16 protein-coding genes and 1 pseudogene are annotated in these 15,244 nt (G+C 40.1%); 13 read left to right on the top strand and 4 right to left on the bottom strand.

All coding sequences use genetic code 11. The features are described from left to right. Nucleotides 1-31: 31 nt before the first annotated feature. From sugE to AC1M9J_RS13850, 3 genes are read left to right on the top strand one after another with little or no spacing between them, the layout of a single operon-like run. Nucleotides 32-349, top strand: a complete 318-nt coding sequence (gene sugE / locus AC1M9J_RS13860) for a quaternary ammonium compound efflux SMR transporter SugE (RefSeq protein WP_180000188.1) — start codon at nucleotides 32-34, stop codon at nucleotides 347-349. A gap of 31 nt (nucleotides 350-380) precedes the next feature. Continuing rightward, nucleotides 381-869, top strand: coding sequence for a methylated-DNA--[protein]-cysteine S-methyltransferase (locus AC1M9J_RS13855; RefSeq protein ID WP_481952513.1), 489 nt, complete (start codon nucleotides 381-383; stop codon nucleotides 867-869). A gap of 36 nt (nucleotides 870-905) precedes the next feature. After that, nucleotides 906-1,574, top strand: a complete 669-nt coding sequence (locus AC1M9J_RS13850) for a nuclease-related domain-containing protein (protein ID WP_051586594.1) — start codon at nucleotides 906-908, stop codon at nucleotides 1,572-1,574. Between the two features lie 31 nt (nucleotides 1,575-1,605). Here the strand turns inward: AC1M9J_RS13850 and AC1M9J_RS13845 are convergent, their stop codons facing one another. Beyond that, nucleotides 1,606-2,373: a hydroxymethylpyrimidine/phosphomethylpyrimidine kinase gene (locus tag AC1M9J_RS13845; protein ID WP_481952512.1), complete on the bottom strand. Its 768-nt coding sequence runs from the start codon at nucleotides 2,371-2,373 to the stop codon at nucleotides 1,606-1,608. An 83-nt stretch (nucleotides 2,374-2,456) separates the two neighbouring features. Between AC1M9J_RS13845 and AC1M9J_RS13840 the strand changes: the two genes are divergently transcribed. Beyond that, nucleotides 2,457-3,104 (top strand): HAD-IA family hydrolase, encoded by a 648-nt coding sequence (locus tag AC1M9J_RS13840; protein WP_481952511.1) that lies wholly within the window; start codon nucleotides 2,457-2,459, stop codon nucleotides 3,102-3,104. Between the two features lie 54 nt (nucleotides 3,105-3,158). Here AC1M9J_RS13840 and AC1M9J_RS13835 read toward each other — a convergent pair whose 3' ends face one another. Then, the gene (locus AC1M9J_RS13835) at nucleotides 3,159-3,623 is read right to left on the bottom strand and encodes a winged helix-turn-helix transcriptional regulator (protein ID WP_092768640.1); all 465 of its coding nucleotides are present in this window, start codon (nucleotides 3,621-3,623) and stop codon (nucleotides 3,159-3,161) included. Nucleotides 3,624-3,761: 138 nt separating this feature from the next. Between AC1M9J_RS13835 and AC1M9J_RS13830 the strand changes: the two genes are divergently transcribed. The 4 genes from AC1M9J_RS13830 to AC1M9J_RS13815 all read left to right on the top strand — a co-directional run bounded on the left by AC1M9J_RS13830 (nucleotide 3,762) and on the right by AC1M9J_RS13815 (nucleotide 8,141). After that, the gene (locus tag AC1M9J_RS13830) at nucleotides 3,762-5,021 is read left to right on the top strand and encodes a D-amino acid dehydrogenase (protein WP_035268298.1); all 1,260 of its coding nucleotides are present in this window, start codon (nucleotides 3,762-3,764) and stop codon (nucleotides 5,019-5,021) included. A gap of 44 nt (nucleotides 5,022-5,065) precedes the next feature. Next, nucleotides 5,066-6,169 (top strand): alanine racemase, encoded by a 1,104-nt coding sequence (alr, locus tag AC1M9J_RS13825; protein WP_481952510.1) that lies wholly within the window; start codon nucleotides 5,066-5,068, stop codon nucleotides 6,167-6,169. Between the two features lie 56 nt (nucleotides 6,170-6,225). Beyond that, on the top strand, nucleotides 6,226-6,585 hold the full coding sequence (locus tag AC1M9J_RS13820; RefSeq protein ID WP_035268302.1) for a RidA family protein: 360 nt from the start codon (nucleotides 6,226-6,228) through the stop codon (nucleotides 6,583-6,585). 134 nt (nucleotides 6,586-6,719) lie between these two features. Continuing rightward, entirely contained in the window at nucleotides 6,720-8,141 is a 1,422-nt protein-coding gene (locus tag AC1M9J_RS13815; RefSeq protein ID WP_035268305.1) for an amino acid permease, read from the top strand. Nucleotides 8,142-8,194: 53 nt separating this feature from the next. On the opposite strand, the gene AC1M9J_RS13810 is transcribed toward AC1M9J_RS13815, so the two are convergent. Both AC1M9J_RS13810 and AC1M9J_RS13805 read right to left on the bottom strand, forming a co-directional pair. Beyond that, the gene (locus AC1M9J_RS13810) at nucleotides 8,195-8,647 is read right to left on the bottom strand and encodes a CopD family protein (protein ID WP_481596645.1); all 453 of its coding nucleotides are present in this window, start codon (nucleotides 8,645-8,647) and stop codon (nucleotides 8,195-8,197) included. Between the two features lie 28 nt (nucleotides 8,648-8,675). Continuing rightward, nucleotides 8,676-9,905: a beta-ketoacyl synthase N-terminal-like domain-containing protein gene (locus tag AC1M9J_RS13805; RefSeq protein WP_035268310.1), complete on the bottom strand. Its 1,230-nt coding sequence runs from the start codon at nucleotides 9,903-9,905 to the stop codon at nucleotides 8,676-8,678. Nucleotides 9,906-10,180: 275 nt separating this feature from the next. Between AC1M9J_RS13805 and AC1M9J_RS13800 the strand changes: the two genes are divergently transcribed. From AC1M9J_RS13800 to AC1M9J_RS13780, 5 genes and pseudogenes are all read left to right on the top strand, one after another. Then, entirely contained in the window at nucleotides 10,181-11,608 is a 1,428-nt protein-coding gene (locus AC1M9J_RS13800) for an EcsC family protein (RefSeq protein ID WP_481952509.1), read from the top strand. Between the two features lie 171 nt (nucleotides 11,609-11,779). Next, nucleotides 11,780-12,154 carry a 30S ribosomal protein S12 gene (gene rpsL / locus AC1M9J_RS13795; protein WP_004648013.1) on the top strand — a complete coding sequence of 125 codons (375 nt, stop codon included), beginning with the start codon at nucleotides 11,780-11,782 and terminating at the stop codon, nucleotides 12,152-12,154. A gap of 180 nt (nucleotides 12,155-12,334) precedes the next feature. Beyond that, on the top strand, nucleotides 12,335-12,805 hold the full coding sequence (rpsG, locus tag AC1M9J_RS13790; protein ID WP_004648014.1) for a 30S ribosomal protein S7: 471 nt from the start codon (nucleotides 12,335-12,337) through the stop codon (nucleotides 12,803-12,805). A gap of 131 nt (nucleotides 12,806-12,936) precedes the next feature. Then, a complete protein-coding gene (gene fusA, locus AC1M9J_RS13785; RefSeq protein ID WP_035268315.1) occupies nucleotides 12,937-15,072 on the top strand; it encodes an elongation factor G in 2,136 nt (711 codons plus the stop codon). A gap of 92 nt (nucleotides 15,073-15,164) precedes the next feature. Next, a pseudogene (locus AC1M9J_RS13780) lies at nucleotides 15,165-15,244 on the top strand (hypothetical protein); the annotation flags it as partial.

The raw sequence follows: 15,244 nt of genomic DNA, 5'->3' as shown, positions 1-15,244 counted from the left end.
GCTGCTTTTTTTAATTGAGAGAGGGTTTATTTTGGCTTGGTTAGTCTTGATTGTTGCAGGGTTGTTGGAAGTGGTCTGGGCCTATTTTATGAAAGTTTCAGATGGATTCACCAAATTGACACCCAGTATTTTGACGATCGTTTTCATGATCGCAAGTTTTGCTTTACTTTCCCATGCGATGAAAACTTTGCCACTCGGGACAGCTTATACCGTATGGACAGGCATAGGCGCTGTAGGTTCATTTGTGGTTGGGATTTTTATTCTTGGAGAACCTGCAAATGCAATGAGAATGATCGCTGCAGTATTGATTATTTCGGGTTTGGTCTTGATGAAGTTATCATCAACATAGTTAGATGATTCAACTTTCAGGCGATTAAAAAATGACTCAATTTTATTTAAAAAAAATAATGACACCTGTCGGTGAACTTCAATTGGTTGCTCATGATCGAGCATTGATTGTTGTCGCTTGGGAGAATGCACTTCCTCAGTTTATTCAAAATCAAATAATCATTCAGCGGGATGATCACGAGATTTTATGCATTGCCGAAACACAGCTTCGCGAATATTTTTTAAAACAACGTCAGGTATTTGATTTGCCCATAGAACTTTATGGGACAGAATTCCAACGCTCGGTATGGAATGCGCTGTTAAAAATTCCTTTTGGAGAGTCTAGAACGTATAAGCAAATTGCTGAGGATGTTGGGAATGTAAAAGCGGTTCGAGCGGTCGGGTTGGCCAATGGGAAAAATCCTATCGCGATCATTGTACCTTGTCATCGTGTAATAGGTGTCAATGGCAAGCTGGTCGGATTTTCAGGAGGTGTGGAAAATAAGCTTAAGCTGCTGCAGCTTGAAGATGATAAGTGGTGATGTTATAACAGCATAAACATATGAAATATAAAAATTATGTCTAATGAAAATCCTATAATTACAATTGTTGTTAATCTCATATCGCAGTTATGGTGGTTGATCTTAATTCTAGCAATCATCCCTGTATTCAAAATGTTTGTACCTTATATCAAAGGAAAATTGGGTGAATACATTGTCCAATATCATGCAAAAAAATTTTTGAATGAGGACTATATTTTACTGAATGATCTAACATTTTTGGATCAGGACAATCAGACCACACAGATTGACCATATTTTATTGAGTCCTTATGGAATATTTGTGATTGAGACCAAAAACTATAAAGGTTGGATTTTTGGCTCATCACATCAAAAAATGTGGACTCAAAAAATTTATAAATCTAGCCATAAATTTCAAAATCCATTGCACCAAAACTACAAGCATATAAAGGTTTTAGAGGGATTGTTAAAAGATTTAATCGATTCAAATCTGTCGATACATGGGTTAATAGTTTTCGTGCCTAATTGTGAGTTTAAAACACCAATTCCTGTACATGTTCATTGGGGTAAAAGTTGGATTGAAGAAGTTAAAAGCTACCAAATGAAAGTGATTGATGATCGTAGACTACAGAGAATTAAATATCGTATTGAAAAAGCAGCGCTTCAAAAATCGTGGAAAACCAATAGAGAACATATCCGATCAGTCAAAGAAAGACTAAAAGATTAATAAAAAAGCCCACAGTCAGTGGGCTTTTTATTTAGAAGCGTTTTGGAACTCTTTGGCCACCTTCAACTGGGATTTCAGCACGTTTTAATACACCAAATAGCCATGTTTCCGCATGGTGAACTGCATTTTTAATTTGATCACCTTGTGCCAACCTCCCTGCAATAAAACTAGCAAGAGAACAGCCTGAACCATGATACTCACCTTCAAGACGAGGGCATTTTGTTTCAGAGACCATATCACCGTTAATGTAGAGTGCATTTCTAATATAAGTCGGTGTGTCTTCGTGACCACCTTTGACTAATACAGCTTTAGCACCCATTTCAAATAACTTCTGTGTGGCTTGATCTAAATCTTCACAGCCTGTTAATGCGCGAAGTTCAACGGTATTGGGTGTAAGAATCGTAGCAAGAGGAATCAATTCAACAAAAGCCTTGACCAATGTTGCTTGATTTCCTAATGAGCCACCACTATTGGCAACCAAAACTGGATCGAGTACGTATTGGAAATCAGGATGTGCTCTTAGGAATTCTGCCAAAGCGGCGATATTGTCGGTAGTGCCGAGCATGCCAGATTTCACTACTTTGATAGGAAGATCATTCACTACAGCATTCGCTTGAGCCAGCAGTAAATCTTTTGAGGTTGCTTCAAATCCAAAAACTTGTTGAGAGTTTTGAATGGTTAACGCTGTACATGCGATTGCTGCATGAGCACCACTTTGGCCGATCGCTTCAATATCTGCTTGTAAGCCAGCACCACCAGATGGATCTAAACCAGAAAAGCACAATACAGTAGGGCGCACAACAATGTCCTTCATCGATCAATTTGGAGTAGTATAGGCAAGTTTCTGAGAAGTCTCGATAGCATTTCTAAAAAAGGTACAGCATGATTAAAAATATTCTCATTGATTTAGATGGAACGCTAACTGATCCTAAAGTGGGTATTACGACTTCTGCACGTTATGGTTTAGAAAAAGTAGGTCATCTTATCGCGGAGGATGAGAATATTGATTGGATTATTGGACCACCTTTAAAAGCCTCGCTGGCCAAAATTTTGAAGGTTGATGTGAATGATGATTTGGCGGAACAGGCTTTACTTGGTTATCGTGAACGCTTTGCTGTAAAAGGTTTATTTGAAAATTTATTATTTGAAGATGTAACAGAGACATTGGCAACACTTAAGAACAAAGGTTACAGATTGTTTTTAGCTACTGCAAAGCCTGAGGTGTATGCCCAGAAAATTCTTGAACATTTCAATCTCACACCGTATTTTGATTATGCCTATGGCAGTGAGTTAAATGGTGACCGCACCAATAAAGCTGAACTTATTGCATATATTTTAGAGCGAGAAAAAATTAAGCCAGAAACCTGTTTAATGGTAGGGGACCGAGAGCATGACATTATCGGTGCTCGAAAAAATGGGATTGAAACGATTGCGGTGGAATACGGTTATGGCAGTGATGCAGAGTTAGCCGCTGCTGCACCCAAAGCCAGAATTCAAGCTTTCCATCAAATTTTAAATTACGTTGATTAATCTAAGCCGAAATTTGGGCTCAAGAGCAACTCTCAAGAGATTGCTCTTCGTAGCTTAGCTTAGATCCAAGTACAAGGACTCTTTGACCTCTTCCATCACGATGTAACTATGGGAGGATGCAGAGGAGGGAAGCATTTTAAGCAGGTCACCCAGTAGTTGGCGATAAGCACTCATTTCTTTTAGTCTCGCTTTCACCAAGTAATCGAATTCACCTGAAATTAAATGACACTCTAATACCTCAGGTATCTCAACTAAATTCTTGGCGACTTGATCAAAAACATCTCCAGATTTCGCCGATAACTTAATTTCTAGAAAGACGAGTAAATTACGCTCCAATAACTCCGGATTTAATCGGGCGTAATAGCCCATAATAATTCCATCTCGTTCTAGTCTTTTCACTCTTTCCGAGCATGGGGTTGTAGAAAGATTTACTTTTGCAGCCAGTTCACTAATGGCAATACGACCGTCCTTTTGCAGAATATCTAAAATCATACGATCAGTGCGATCTAATTTCCGCATGAATAATTTCCTTATTTTTTAATTTTTTCAGGATAAAACCCTTAAATTACCTAAATTATAACGATTAAAAGAGTGAAAAAAACTATTAAAGCAAAAATATACTAGTGAAATAAACTACACAGTGCTGAGGGATAGTTCATGCGCGTTATTGTATTAGGTAGTGGTGTCATTGGTGTTGCAAGTGCGTATTACCTAGCGCAACAAGGAGCAAGCGTCACTGTATTAGATCGTCAATCAGGTCCTGCCGAAGAAACGAGTTTTGGCAATGCAGGACAGATTTCTCCTGGGTATTCTACACCATGGGCCGCACCAGGAATTCCATTTAAAGCGGTTAAATGGATGTTTCAACATCATGCACCATTAGCAATTAATGTAGATGGAAGCTTGTGGCAGCTGAAATGGATGGCTCAAATGTTGAAGAACTGCAATGCGGCACATTACGCCATCAATAAAGAGCGTATGGTACGTGTTGCTGAATACAGTCGAGATTGTTTAAGAGAATTACGCGAAAATATTGGCATATCTTATGAGAATCGTTCAAAAGGAACATTACAAATTTTTCGTAAGGATGCGCAATTAGACGCAGTTCAACGAGACATTGAAGTTTTAAAAGAAACAGGTGTCGAATTTGAGTTATTAGATCGTGAAGGTCTAGGTCGAGTTGAACCTGCATTAGCGGAAGTTAAAGACAAATTAGTCGGTGGCTTACATCTTCCAAATGATGAGACTGGTGATTGCTATATCTTTACCAACGCGCTTGCTGAATATGCAAAAGGTATTGGTGTTGAGTTTAAATTTAATCAAAATGTTGAAAAACTCGTAGTTGAGGGCGACGAAATTAAAGGCGTTATTGTAGACGGTCAGGTACTCACGGCAGATCGTTATGTACTTGCCTTCGGTAGCTATTCACGAGATTTTATTAAACCATTAGGTCTAGATTTGCCCATTTATCCTGTAAAGGGATATTCATTAACTATACCTATCGTGGATGCGCAATATGCCCCTCAATCAACTGTCTTAGATGAAACTTACAAGATTGCAATAACTCGTTTTGATCAACGAATTCGTGTTGGTGGGATGGCTGAGTTAAGTGGTTTTAATAAAGAGTTAAATGAGGATCGCCGTGGCACCTTAGAGATGGTAACACGTGATTTGTTCCCAGGTGGAGATATGGCACAAGCCAGTTTCTGGACGGGACTACGACCGATGACACCAGACAGTACGCCTATTATCGGTGCGACGAAATATAAGAATCTATTTTTAAATACTGGACATGGCACGCTCGGCTGGACCATGGCATGTGGTTCTGGAAAGCTGATTAGTGATTTAGTGCTGAATCGGACTCCAGAGATTAGTACCGATGGACTTTCAATTCAACGTTATAACCACGCAGCTTAAAGGCTGCGTGGTTTGCTATTAAAAAATATAATAGGACAAGGAATATGTCTCGCCCGATACAGGCTGTCATTCATTTAAACGCAATCAAACATAATTTGAAAGTTGCTAAGCAACATGTGCCAAATGCCCAAATTTTTGCTGTTGTAAAAGCTAATGCTTATGGCCATGGGATCGAGCGCATTTATTCAGCCTTAAAGGATGCTGATGGGATTGCACTTCTAGAGCTGAGTGAAGCACAACGAGTTCGAGATTTAGGTTGGAAAGGCCCAATTTTGCTTTTGGAAGGTATCTTTCAAGAAGCGGATTTACAGTTGTGTCATGATTTGGAACTTCAATTTACCGTTCATAATGAGATTCAAGTCGAATGGATTAAGCGGTTTAGTCTTGATGCTCATTTTAATATTTTTTTGAAAATGAACAGTGGCATGAACCGTTTAGGATTCCAACCTCAACGTTACCCTGAAATTTGGAGTCTGTTAACTGAATTGCCGCAAGTGGCATCAATCACTCACATGACACATTTTTCTGATGCTGATGGCGAGCGCTTGAATCAGGTTGGGGTTGACTATCAAATTTCAGTATTCAATCAAATCGTCAGCGTTTTAGGTGGTCCTTGTTCACTAAGTAATAGCGCAGCCATTCTTAGACATGCCAATCATGTCCACTCTAACATTGTACGTAGTGGCATTATGTTGTATGGGAGTTCACCGGATTATCCAACCCATACTATTCAAGATTGGGACTTAAAACCAACAATGTCTTTAAGAAGTGAATTGATTGCAATTCAAGAAATTAATCCTCAGCAAAGTATTGGCTATGGATCGACATTTTTTGCAGAACAAGCTATGAAAATTGGCATTGTCGCTTGTGGATATGCAGATGGATATCAACGGATTACTCAATCTGGCACAACAGTGCTTGTGAATGGAAAAAAAACTTCTTTGATTGGTCGTGTAAGTATGGACATGCTAGCTGTTGATATCACGCATATTGAAGATGCAAAAATTGGCAGTGAAGTCGTACTGTGGGGCGTCTCAAAGTACGGAAGTTTGTTACCGATTGATGAGGTCGCTGCAGGAGCGAGTACTGTGGGATATGAGTTAATGTGTGGCGTAACGACGCGGGTTCCATTTGTTCTAGAAATTTAATGTTAAAAATTCAACGATCAACACTAGGATCGATACTGAGTAATCAAGGAATTAATATGCAAAATCAGGATATTCAAAAATTCAATAGTAATGGCGTGATGAGTGCAGTTACAGTCTTTAATCAAGTGGCTTATCTTTCTGGTCAAGTACCTAAGATTACGACGCCTGATATCGCCTTACAAACGAAAGATGTGCTGAATACGATCGACGCTCTTTTGGCTCAAGTAGGCACAGATAAATCTCGTTTATTGTCAGCACAAGTTTTCGTGAAGAATTTGGAAGATTTTCAAATCTTCAATCAAATTTGGATTGAATGGATGGAGGATTCAATACCACCATCACGAGCAACCATTCAGGCTGACCTCGTTAATCCAGAATGGTTAATTGAAATCGCAGTGATTGCTGCATTGAAATAACTGAATATAAGTAAGACTTCACGAGGAAGAGTCATTTATGGCTCCTCTCATAATAACAAAATCTCTCGAATCTCAGTTTGAAGCGGAATTTAGGCTGATCGATTAGATTAGATGGTGTAAAAGGATGTTGAATAATGACAACCACAAATATTGATGAACAATCATCTCCCAATGAATTACAGCGTAAGCTTTCAAATCGACATTTACAACTCATCGCCATCGGTGGAGCGATTGGTACAGGGTTGTTTATGGGCTCAGGAAAAACGATTTCACTTGCAGGACCTTCAATCATCATCATTTATATGATTATTGGTGCTATGTTTTTTTTCTTGATGCGTGCCCTTGGTGAAATCCTTTTATCTAATCTGCACTACAAATCATTTATTGATATGGCACATGATCTCATTGGACCAGGTGCAGGGTATTATATTGGTTGGTCCTATTGGCTGGGATGGATTTTGGTCGGTATTGCTGATTTAGCAGCAATTATCAATTATCTCAGTTTTTGGTTACCTCCAGATCAAATGTTTACCCCAATGGGGCAAGCAGCGATTAGTGCAGGATGTGTCTTATTCATACTCGCAATTAACTTAGTCACTGTAAAACTTTTTGGTGAAATTGAGTTTTGGTTTGCATTAATCAAAATTCTAGCCATTATTGGATTGATCTTGGTGGGTGCCTTCATGGTGTTTACGAGTTTTCAGTCACCAAGTGGTGCTGTTGCAAGCTTCAGTAACATTTGGTCTCATGGTGGAATGTTCCCGAAAGGATCCATGGGCTTTTTGGCAGGCTTTCAAATCGCAATGTTTGCCTTTGTTGGTGTAGAGTTACTCGGGACGATGGCTGCGGAAACCAAAGATCCTGAAAAAAATTTACCAAAAGCGGTTAATGCTATTCCGACACGTATTATTATTTTCTATGTGCTTTCGTTGATCATGATTATGTCTGTGACACCTTGGATCAATATCCCAGCAGATCAAAGTCCATTTGTCACATTATTCTTATTTGCGGGTATTGGTTCAGCTGCTGTGATTATGAACCTAGTGGTTTTGTCTTCTGTGATGTCTTCCATGAACAGTGGTGTCTTTTCTACCAGTCGAATGTTATTTGGATTGGCCCGTGACGGCCAAGCCCCTCAAAAGCTAGCAGAACTTTCAAGTCGTGCCGTACCTGCTAAGGGATTAATCTTTTCATGTACATTTATTATGGCCGGTGCAGCATTTCAGTATTTTGTGCCAAATACGATGGAAGCTTTTACATTAGCAAGTTCGCTGTGTGTGATTCTTTTCATTAGTATTTGGGCGATTATCATGGTGTGCTATATACGCTACCGTAAATTGCGACCTGAGCTACATGAAAAGTCGAATTTTAAAATGCCGGGTGGAGTGGCAATGTCATACGTTGTATTGGCATTTTTGCTATTTGCATTAATCATTTTAAGTTTAGAGCCAGACACGCTGAAAGCTTTGATGATTAGCCCAATCTGGTTAATTCTGTTGGCTGTAACATACCGTGTTCTTTATAAACCACGTATGCGTAAGCGTAACCATAATTAATTTTTAGAGAAAGAAAAAACCTCCACGAATGGAGGTTTTTTTATATTCTTTAGTTAGAATGAAGGTTTGACCACAACTAAAATTACAACTGCGAATAAGATCAATGTGGGCATTTCGTTGAAATAGCGCCAGAACTTATGACTTTTATAGTGTGCATTATCAATGAGTTTTTTACGGTAATATCCACACACTAGGTGGTATATGACCAGTAATCCGACTAAACCAACTTTTAAATAAAACCATAAAGCTTCATGATAATGTCGAGTTGCATCACCCCAGTCCACTAAAAAATGTGCAGTGATCAATGTTGCGATCATCGCAGGCCACATAATGCCACGATAAAGCTTACGTTCCATGACTTCAAAGCGTTGATGACTTATGGCATCGTCACTCATCGCATGATAAACATAAAGCCGTGGTAGATAGAACAAAGCAGCGAACCAACATACCACAGCAATAATATGTAATGCTTTTACCCATAGGAAAGCATCTGAAGGAGCATCCATCTAATCACCCATTATGGGCGGAATTAAATTAGCCTTCCCATTTCTTGAAAATGAGGCAGGCATTTACGCCGCCGAAACCAAAACTGTTACTCATTACAGTATTCAGTTTTGTATCGCGCTTTTCAAGTACGATATCAAATGGTTTTGCACCTTCATCAAGCTCAGTAACGTTGATATTTGGTGCAATAAAGTCATTCTGCATCATGAGAATAGAGTAAATCGCTTCTTGTACACCTGCAGCGCCTAAGCTATGACCTGTCATAGATTTTGTTGAACTTAAAGGTGGTACTTGACCTTCACCGAATGCGCGTTCCATTGCTTTCAATTCAGTCACATCACCAGCTGGTGTAGATGTGCCGTGTGTATTTACATAATCAATTTTTTCAACACCATGCTGTTTTGCTTCATCAAGTGCCATCAAGATGCAACGTGTTGCACCTTCACCTGATGGTGCGACCATATCAGCACCATCAGAGTTGGCTGCATATGCAACGACTTCAGCAAGAATATTTGCACCGCGCGCTTGAGCATGCTCAAGAGATTCAAGTACCACGAAACCACCGCCGCCAGCAATGACAAAACCATCACGATCAGCAGAGTAAGGGCGAGAAGCGGTTTCTGGTGAGTCATTATATTTTGAGCATAAAGCACCCATTGCATCAAATAATAGACTTTGTGACCAATGGTCTTCTTCACCACCACCAGCGAGCATTAGATCCTGTTTGCCAAGTTGAATCAGGTTGTATGCGTAACCAATGGCATCAGCTGAGGTTGCACAAGCACTTGTAATAGAGTGAGCGATACCTTGTAATTTGAATGCCACACCAACGTTAGCTGTAATAGTATTTGACATATTGCGTGGAACAAAGAAAGGGCCAATTTTACGTGCGCCTTTCTCTTCAAGAAGTTCAATCATTTCAGCGACAGAAGCTGTAGAGTTGCCGCCTGAACCACCCGCAATACCATAACGAGGATTGCCCGCAAGATCTTCAGCGGTTAGACCCGCATTTTCAACCGCAGCGACTGCAGCGTTATAGGCATACATCGCACATACACCCATAAAGCGTTTCAGTTTACGGTCAATACCGTCAAAATTTTGTTCTGCTGCAGCACTAACATGACTTTTAAAATTAAGTTCAGCATAAGTTGGGTTAAAACGTGTGCCTGAAATACCATTTTGTAAGGCATGATTTACATCTTCTAATGTATTACCAATGCATGAGTTAATGCCCATACCAGTGATTACAACACGTTTCATTTACAATTCCCTATTATGGTGAAGTCATTTTATGGAAAAATTCACATCGATGATTTGATTGGATGTAAAAGTCCATAAGATCTTGTCAAAAATTCGTATCATGATATCAGAATCTATTTTAAATTCTTATGGCAAATCAATATCGCAGCGTTAAAACGCTTATTGGCAGATATGTTCACTATATTGCAACCGAATAAAACACGATAAAGTTGAGATAACTCTTGACTGCGCATAGAATTTTAAACATAAGTGATAAATGCGAAGGAGGGTTGTAAATGGCAAATTCTAATAATAAGCAATCTAGCGGACTGGTATTAAAAGCATTTGGAGTGGCTAAAAAGCTCAATGCTACTGGATTTGAACTGGCACAACATGTTGCACCAGGATCAATTGCGAAATTGACGCAACAACCTGATCCACAAAAAATTATTGACATAACTTTAGATGAGAGAAAAATGACTGAACAAAAAAAGTACGAAACCCCTCAACAATTATTTCGTGATCATGTCCCTCAAGTTTCTCAAAAAATTTTTGGTCGTCATTACAGTAAATTAAATAATGTTGCTTCTTTTATCTCTCCGGACTTAAACAACAAAGTTGCAGATTATTTTTTTGATAAATTGAATGATTTTGTTTCTGAGTTAAGTTCAGTTGAGCATGTATTAAAGGAAGTTGGTGCAAAAAGCTTGGATGAACTTAAATCAAGCCCTGATCGTGCGAATCGTATCGGTGAAGCATTAGCCAATCAAAATAAGTTGATTGCAGCGGTTCAGGGGGCAGTGTCTGGTGCGACAGGCGTAGTTGGTACGGCCATCGATATTCCTTTCTCGTTGGCATTTACGTTGCGTAGTATTTACCAAGAAGGGCGCGCGCACGGTTTTGAACTTAATCATCGTCAAGAGCAAGAGATCGTTGAGTATGTATTCAAACAAGTCGATTTAGGTGTTATTGCGGAAAAGCAAACACTTTTAGTGGCATTAAGAACAGTCGCAAATTTATTGGAAACACAAGATACTCATCAGCTACAAACCCTATTGGGCTCTAGTAACGACTTCACGGCTTTAAAAAATTGGCTGAGTAATCCTGAAGGTGGTTATAAATGGAATTGGTTGAATCAGATTCCTCAAATTTCAATTTTATCTAAATTAGCACCTGTGGCTGGTGCTGGAATTGGTGCAGTATATAGCTGGCGTTTGGTGGAAGAGGCTCATACTAAAGCTAGAGCTGTTTTTTCAGGAGCACAGAAGTACATTCTCCAACATCCAGATGAGCAGGTATCTGTTCAGGAGGCCTTTGAGCGCGGTACAGAATTATTAAAGCAATCTTCACTCGCATTGAATTCCGCAGTGTCAATCAATAATGAGTTAGTGGTTGAGGTTGAAGAGTTTGCAAAAAAACTTGAAGGAGAAGAGTCTATTCAAGTTGATGAGTCTGCAGTTCATAATGATTCAATTTCAGCAATTAAAATTGAAGCAAAATCTACCGAGTCTGAAAAAGAAGAAGTGGTCAGTGTTGAGGATGGTCTTAAGGCCTTAGCTGAAAAACATGTGGAATCGGCTTCTAATGAAAGTGTTCAAGACGCTGATAAAGACCAGCCTCAAGGCGAACCTATTGTGCAGGTAAAAGTGCCCCCTAAGCGTCGTAATTCAAAAAAGAAAGACGAAGCAGCAAACTCACTACCTACTTCACAGAAAAAACAATAAATTTAGTTATGAATGGTTGATCAAATCATTCTGAAAATTTCGTTGTAAGCACACAATGGTCAATATTTGATGTCATGTTGAATGTTGACCATTTTTACTTCTTGGCTTACAATTGCATGCCCTCAAAAAGTAGTATTTTTTGGGGCTTTTTATTAACGGGAGAATTGCCACATGGCAACAACAAATCAGTTGATCCGTAAGGGTCGTACGACTTTGATTGAAAAATCAAAAGTTCCTGCGTTGAAGGCTTGTCCACAACGTCGTGGTGTTTGTACACGTGTTTACACAACTACACCTAAAAAACCTAACTCAGCAATGCGTAAAGTTTGCCGTGTTCGCTTAACTTCAGGTTTTGAAGTATCTAGCTATATCGGTGGTGAAGGCCATAACCTACAAGAGCACAGTGTTGTTCTTATCCGTGGTGGTCGTGTTAAAGACTTACCAGGTGTACGTTACCATACCGTTCGTGGTTCTTTAGACTGTGCTGGTGTTAAAGATCGTAACCAGTCTCGTTCTAAATACGGTACTAAGCGTCCTAAGAAATAATCTAACTAGATCATTTTCTTAAACGTATAGAACTGCAATCCTTTATCGTCTCGCTTGTCTGATTTCTGCATTTAATTTTGTGAAATTCAAGCGACGTGTAGTAAGGCCAGCGAATAGTACATGACACTTTGTACTGCTGCTGGATAAACCTGAAGTGTCATATTTATAGGTAGTATTAAAATGCCAAGACGTCGCGTAGTCGCTGCTCGTGAAATCCTTCCGGATCCTAAGTTCGGCAGCCAAACAATCGCTAAGTTCATGAACCACGTAATGCAAGATGGTAAAAAATCTATTGCTGAAAGTATCGTTTACGGTGCTTTAGACCGCGTTCAAGAAAAATCTAAAGTAGACCCAGTTGAATTTTTCGAGACTACTCTTGAAAAAGTTCGTCCTATGGTCGAAGTAAAAGCACGCCGTGTTGGTGGTGCTACATACCAAGTTCCTATGGAAGTACGCCCATCCCGTCGTACTGCTTTAGCGATGCGTTGGTTAGTAGATGCTGCTGCTAAGCGTTCTGAAAAAACTATGGCGTTACGCCTTGCTGGTGAGTTGCTTGACGCAGCTGAAGGTAAAGGTTCAGCGATCAAGAAACGTGAAGATGTGCATCGTATGGCTGAAGCCAACAAAGCCTTCTCTCACTACCGTTTCTAAGCGGATAAAACAGCCCCTATTCAGGAGGGTGGTAAGTCGGGTTTCACTGATTTGTCATCGAATCGCTTTAAGCTGCTCAGCAGCTTAAAGCGTCCTGTTTTAAACAACAAAATTTAGGAATGCAAGAAATCATGGCTCGTCAAACCCCAATTTCTCGTTACCGTAACATTGGTATCTCAGCACACATTGATGCTGGTAAAACAACGACTTCTGAACGTATTTTGTTCTACACAGGTGAGAGCCACAAACTAGGTGAAACTCACGAAGGTTCAGCAACAACTGACTGGATGGAACAAGAGCAAGAACGTGGTATTACTATTACTTCAGCAGCAGTAACTTGCTTCTGGAAAGGTATGGGTAACCAGTTCGAACAACACCGTATTAACGTAATTGACACACCGGGACACGTTGACTTCACGATCGAAGTTGAGCGTTCTATGCGTGTTCTTGACGGCGCGTGCATGGTTTACTGTGCTGTAGGTGGTGTACAACCTCAGTCAGAAACTGTATGGCGTCAAGCAAATAAATATAAAGTACCTCGTATTGCGTTCGTTAACAAAATGGACCGTACTGGTGCAAACTTCTTCCGTGCTGTTGAACAAGTAAAAACACGTCTTGGTGGTAATCCAGTGCCAATCGTGATTCCTGTTGGCGCAGAAGAAAACTTCCAAGGTGTAGTAGACCTTATCGAAATGAAAGCGATTATCTGGGATGAAGCATCTCAAGGTATGAAGTTTGAATACGGTGAAATTCCTGCTGACCTTGTTGAGCTTGCTCAAGAATGGCGTACGAACATGGTTGAAGCTGCTGCAGAAGCATCAGAAGAACTCATGGATAAGTACCTAGAAGAAGGTGATTTGACTAAAGAAGAAATCATCGGTGGTCTTCGTGCACGTACATTATTGAATGAAATTCAACCAATGCTTTGTGGTTCAGCGTTCAAAAACAAAGGTGTTCAACGTATGTTGGATGCTGTTATTGAATTCTTACCAGCACCTACTGACGTTGAAGCAATTAAAGGTATCTTAGACGACAAAGATGAGACAGAAGGTTCTCGTGAAGCGTCTGATGAAGCACCGTTTGCTGCGCTTGCGTTCAAAATTATGAACGACAAATTCGTTGGTAACTTGACATTCGTTCGTGTTTACTCAGGTGTTCTAAAAGCTGGTAGTGCAGTTTATAACCCTGTTAAATCTAAACGTGAACGTGTTGGCCGTATTGTACAGATGCACGCTAATGACCGTCATGACATCGAAGAAATTCGTGCGGGCGATATCGCGGCATGTGTAGGTCTTAAAGATACGACTACAGGTGATACACTTTGTGATGAAAACAACGTGATCACATTGGAGCGTATGGAATTCCCAGAGCCAGTAATTGCACTTGCAGTTGAACCTAAAACTAAAGCTGACCAAGAAAAAATGTCAGTTGCTTTGGGCCGCTTGGCGAAAGAAGATCCATCATTCCGCGTTCGTACTGATGAAGAATCTGGTCAGACTATTATTGCTGGTATGGGTGAGCTTCACCTTGACATCATCGTTGACCGTATGAAGCGTGAATTCGGTGTTGAAGCGAACATTGGTAAACCAATGGTTGCTTACCGCGAAACGATTAAAAAATCTGTTGAGCAAGAAGGTAAGTTTGTTCGTCAAACTGGTGGTAAAGGTAAATTCGGTCACGTATATGTACGTTTAGAGCCAATGGATCCTGAAGCTGGTAAAGACTACGAGTTCGCTGAAGAAGTTGTTGGTGGTGTTGTACCTAAAGAATTCTTTGGTGCTGTAGACAAAGGTATTCAAGAACGTATGAAGAATGGTGTCCTAGCTGGTTACCCAGTTGTTGGCATCAAAGCGACATTGTTCGATGGTTCTTACCATGATGTCGACTCTGACGAATTATCGTTCAAAATGGCGGGTTCTTACGCATTCCGTGATGGTTTCATGAAAGCAGATCCTGTTCTTCTTGAACCTATCATGAAAGTTGAAGTAGAAACTCCAGAAGACTACATGGGCGATATCATGGGTGACTTAAACCGTCGTCGTGGTATGGTTCAAGGTATGGACGATTTACCTGGCGGTACTAAAGCAATCCGTGCTGAAGTTCCACTTTCTGAGATGTTCGGTTACGCAACACACATGCGTTCTATGTCTCAAGGTCGTGCGACTTACTCTATGGAATTTGCTAAATATGCTGAAACTCCACGTAACGTGGCTGAAGGCATCATTGCTAAGTTCCAAGCTGGTGGTAAAAAAGGTGACGACGAGTAATCTTTCGATTACTATAAGCCCAACTAATTCATAGTTTAAAACCAAGTGCTCATGGAGTGATCCTCCATGAGTAGTTTAAAAAGGAAGATCTCATGGCTAAGGCTAAGTTTGAACGTAATAAGCCACACGTTAACGTGGGCACAATCGGTCACGTTGACCATGGTAAAACAAC

The organism is Acinetobacter sp. ANC_7588 (assembly GCF_056783995.1).
The sequence above is the reverse complement of the archived record's forward strand: the minus strand, read 5'-3'. Positions and strand labels throughout refer to the sequence as shown.

Excerpts from the sequence above, each read along its gene's own strand:
- rpsL (WP_004648013.1), top strand. The coding sequence starts at position 11,780 with ATGGCAACAACAAATCAGTTGATCCGTAAGGGTCGTACGACTTTGATT.
- AC1M9J_RS13850 (WP_051586594.1), top strand. The coding sequence starts at position 906 with ATGTCTAATGAAAATCCTATAATTACAATTGTTGTTAATCTCATATCG.
- AC1M9J_RS13855 (WP_481952513.1), top strand. The coding sequence starts at position 381 with ATGACTCAATTTTATTTAAAAAAAATAATGACACCTGTCGGTGAACTT.
- AC1M9J_RS13810 (WP_481596645.1), bottom strand. The coding sequence starts at position 8,647 with ATGGATGCTCCTTCAGATGCTTTCCTATGGGTAAAAGCATTACATATT.
- AC1M9J_RS13840 (WP_481952511.1), top strand. The coding sequence starts at position 2,457 with ATGATTAAAAATATTCTCATTGATTTAGATGGAACGCTAACTGATCCT.
- AC1M9J_RS13800 (WP_481952509.1), top strand. The coding sequence starts at position 10,181 with ATGGCAAATTCTAATAATAAGCAATCTAGCGGACTGGTATTAAAAGCA.
- AC1M9J_RS13815 (WP_035268305.1), top strand. The coding sequence starts at position 6,720 with ATGACAACCACAAATATTGATGAACAATCATCTCCCAATGAATTACAG.
- rpsG (WP_004648014.1), top strand. The coding sequence starts at position 12,335 with ATGCCAAGACGTCGCGTAGTCGCTGCTCGTGAAATCCTTCCGGATCCT.
- alr (WP_481952510.1), top strand. The coding sequence starts at position 5,066 with ATGTCTCGCCCGATACAGGCTGTCATTCATTTAAACGCAATCAAACAT.
- fusA (WP_035268315.1), top strand. The coding sequence starts at position 12,937 with ATGGCTCGTCAAACCCCAATTTCTCGTTACCGTAACATTGGTATCTCA.
- AC1M9J_RS13805 (WP_035268310.1), bottom strand. The coding sequence starts at position 9,905 with ATGAAACGTGTTGTAATCACTGGTATGGGCATTAACTCATGCATTGGT.
- AC1M9J_RS13820 (WP_035268302.1), top strand. The coding sequence starts at position 6,226 with ATGCAAAATCAGGATATTCAAAAATTCAATAGTAATGGCGTGATGAGT.
- AC1M9J_RS13830 (WP_035268298.1), top strand. The coding sequence starts at position 3,762 with ATGCGCGTTATTGTATTAGGTAGTGGTGTCATTGGTGTTGCAAGTGCG.
- AC1M9J_RS13835 (WP_092768640.1), bottom strand. The coding sequence starts at position 3,623 with ATGCGGAAATTAGATCGCACTGATCGTATGATTTTAGATATTCTGCAA.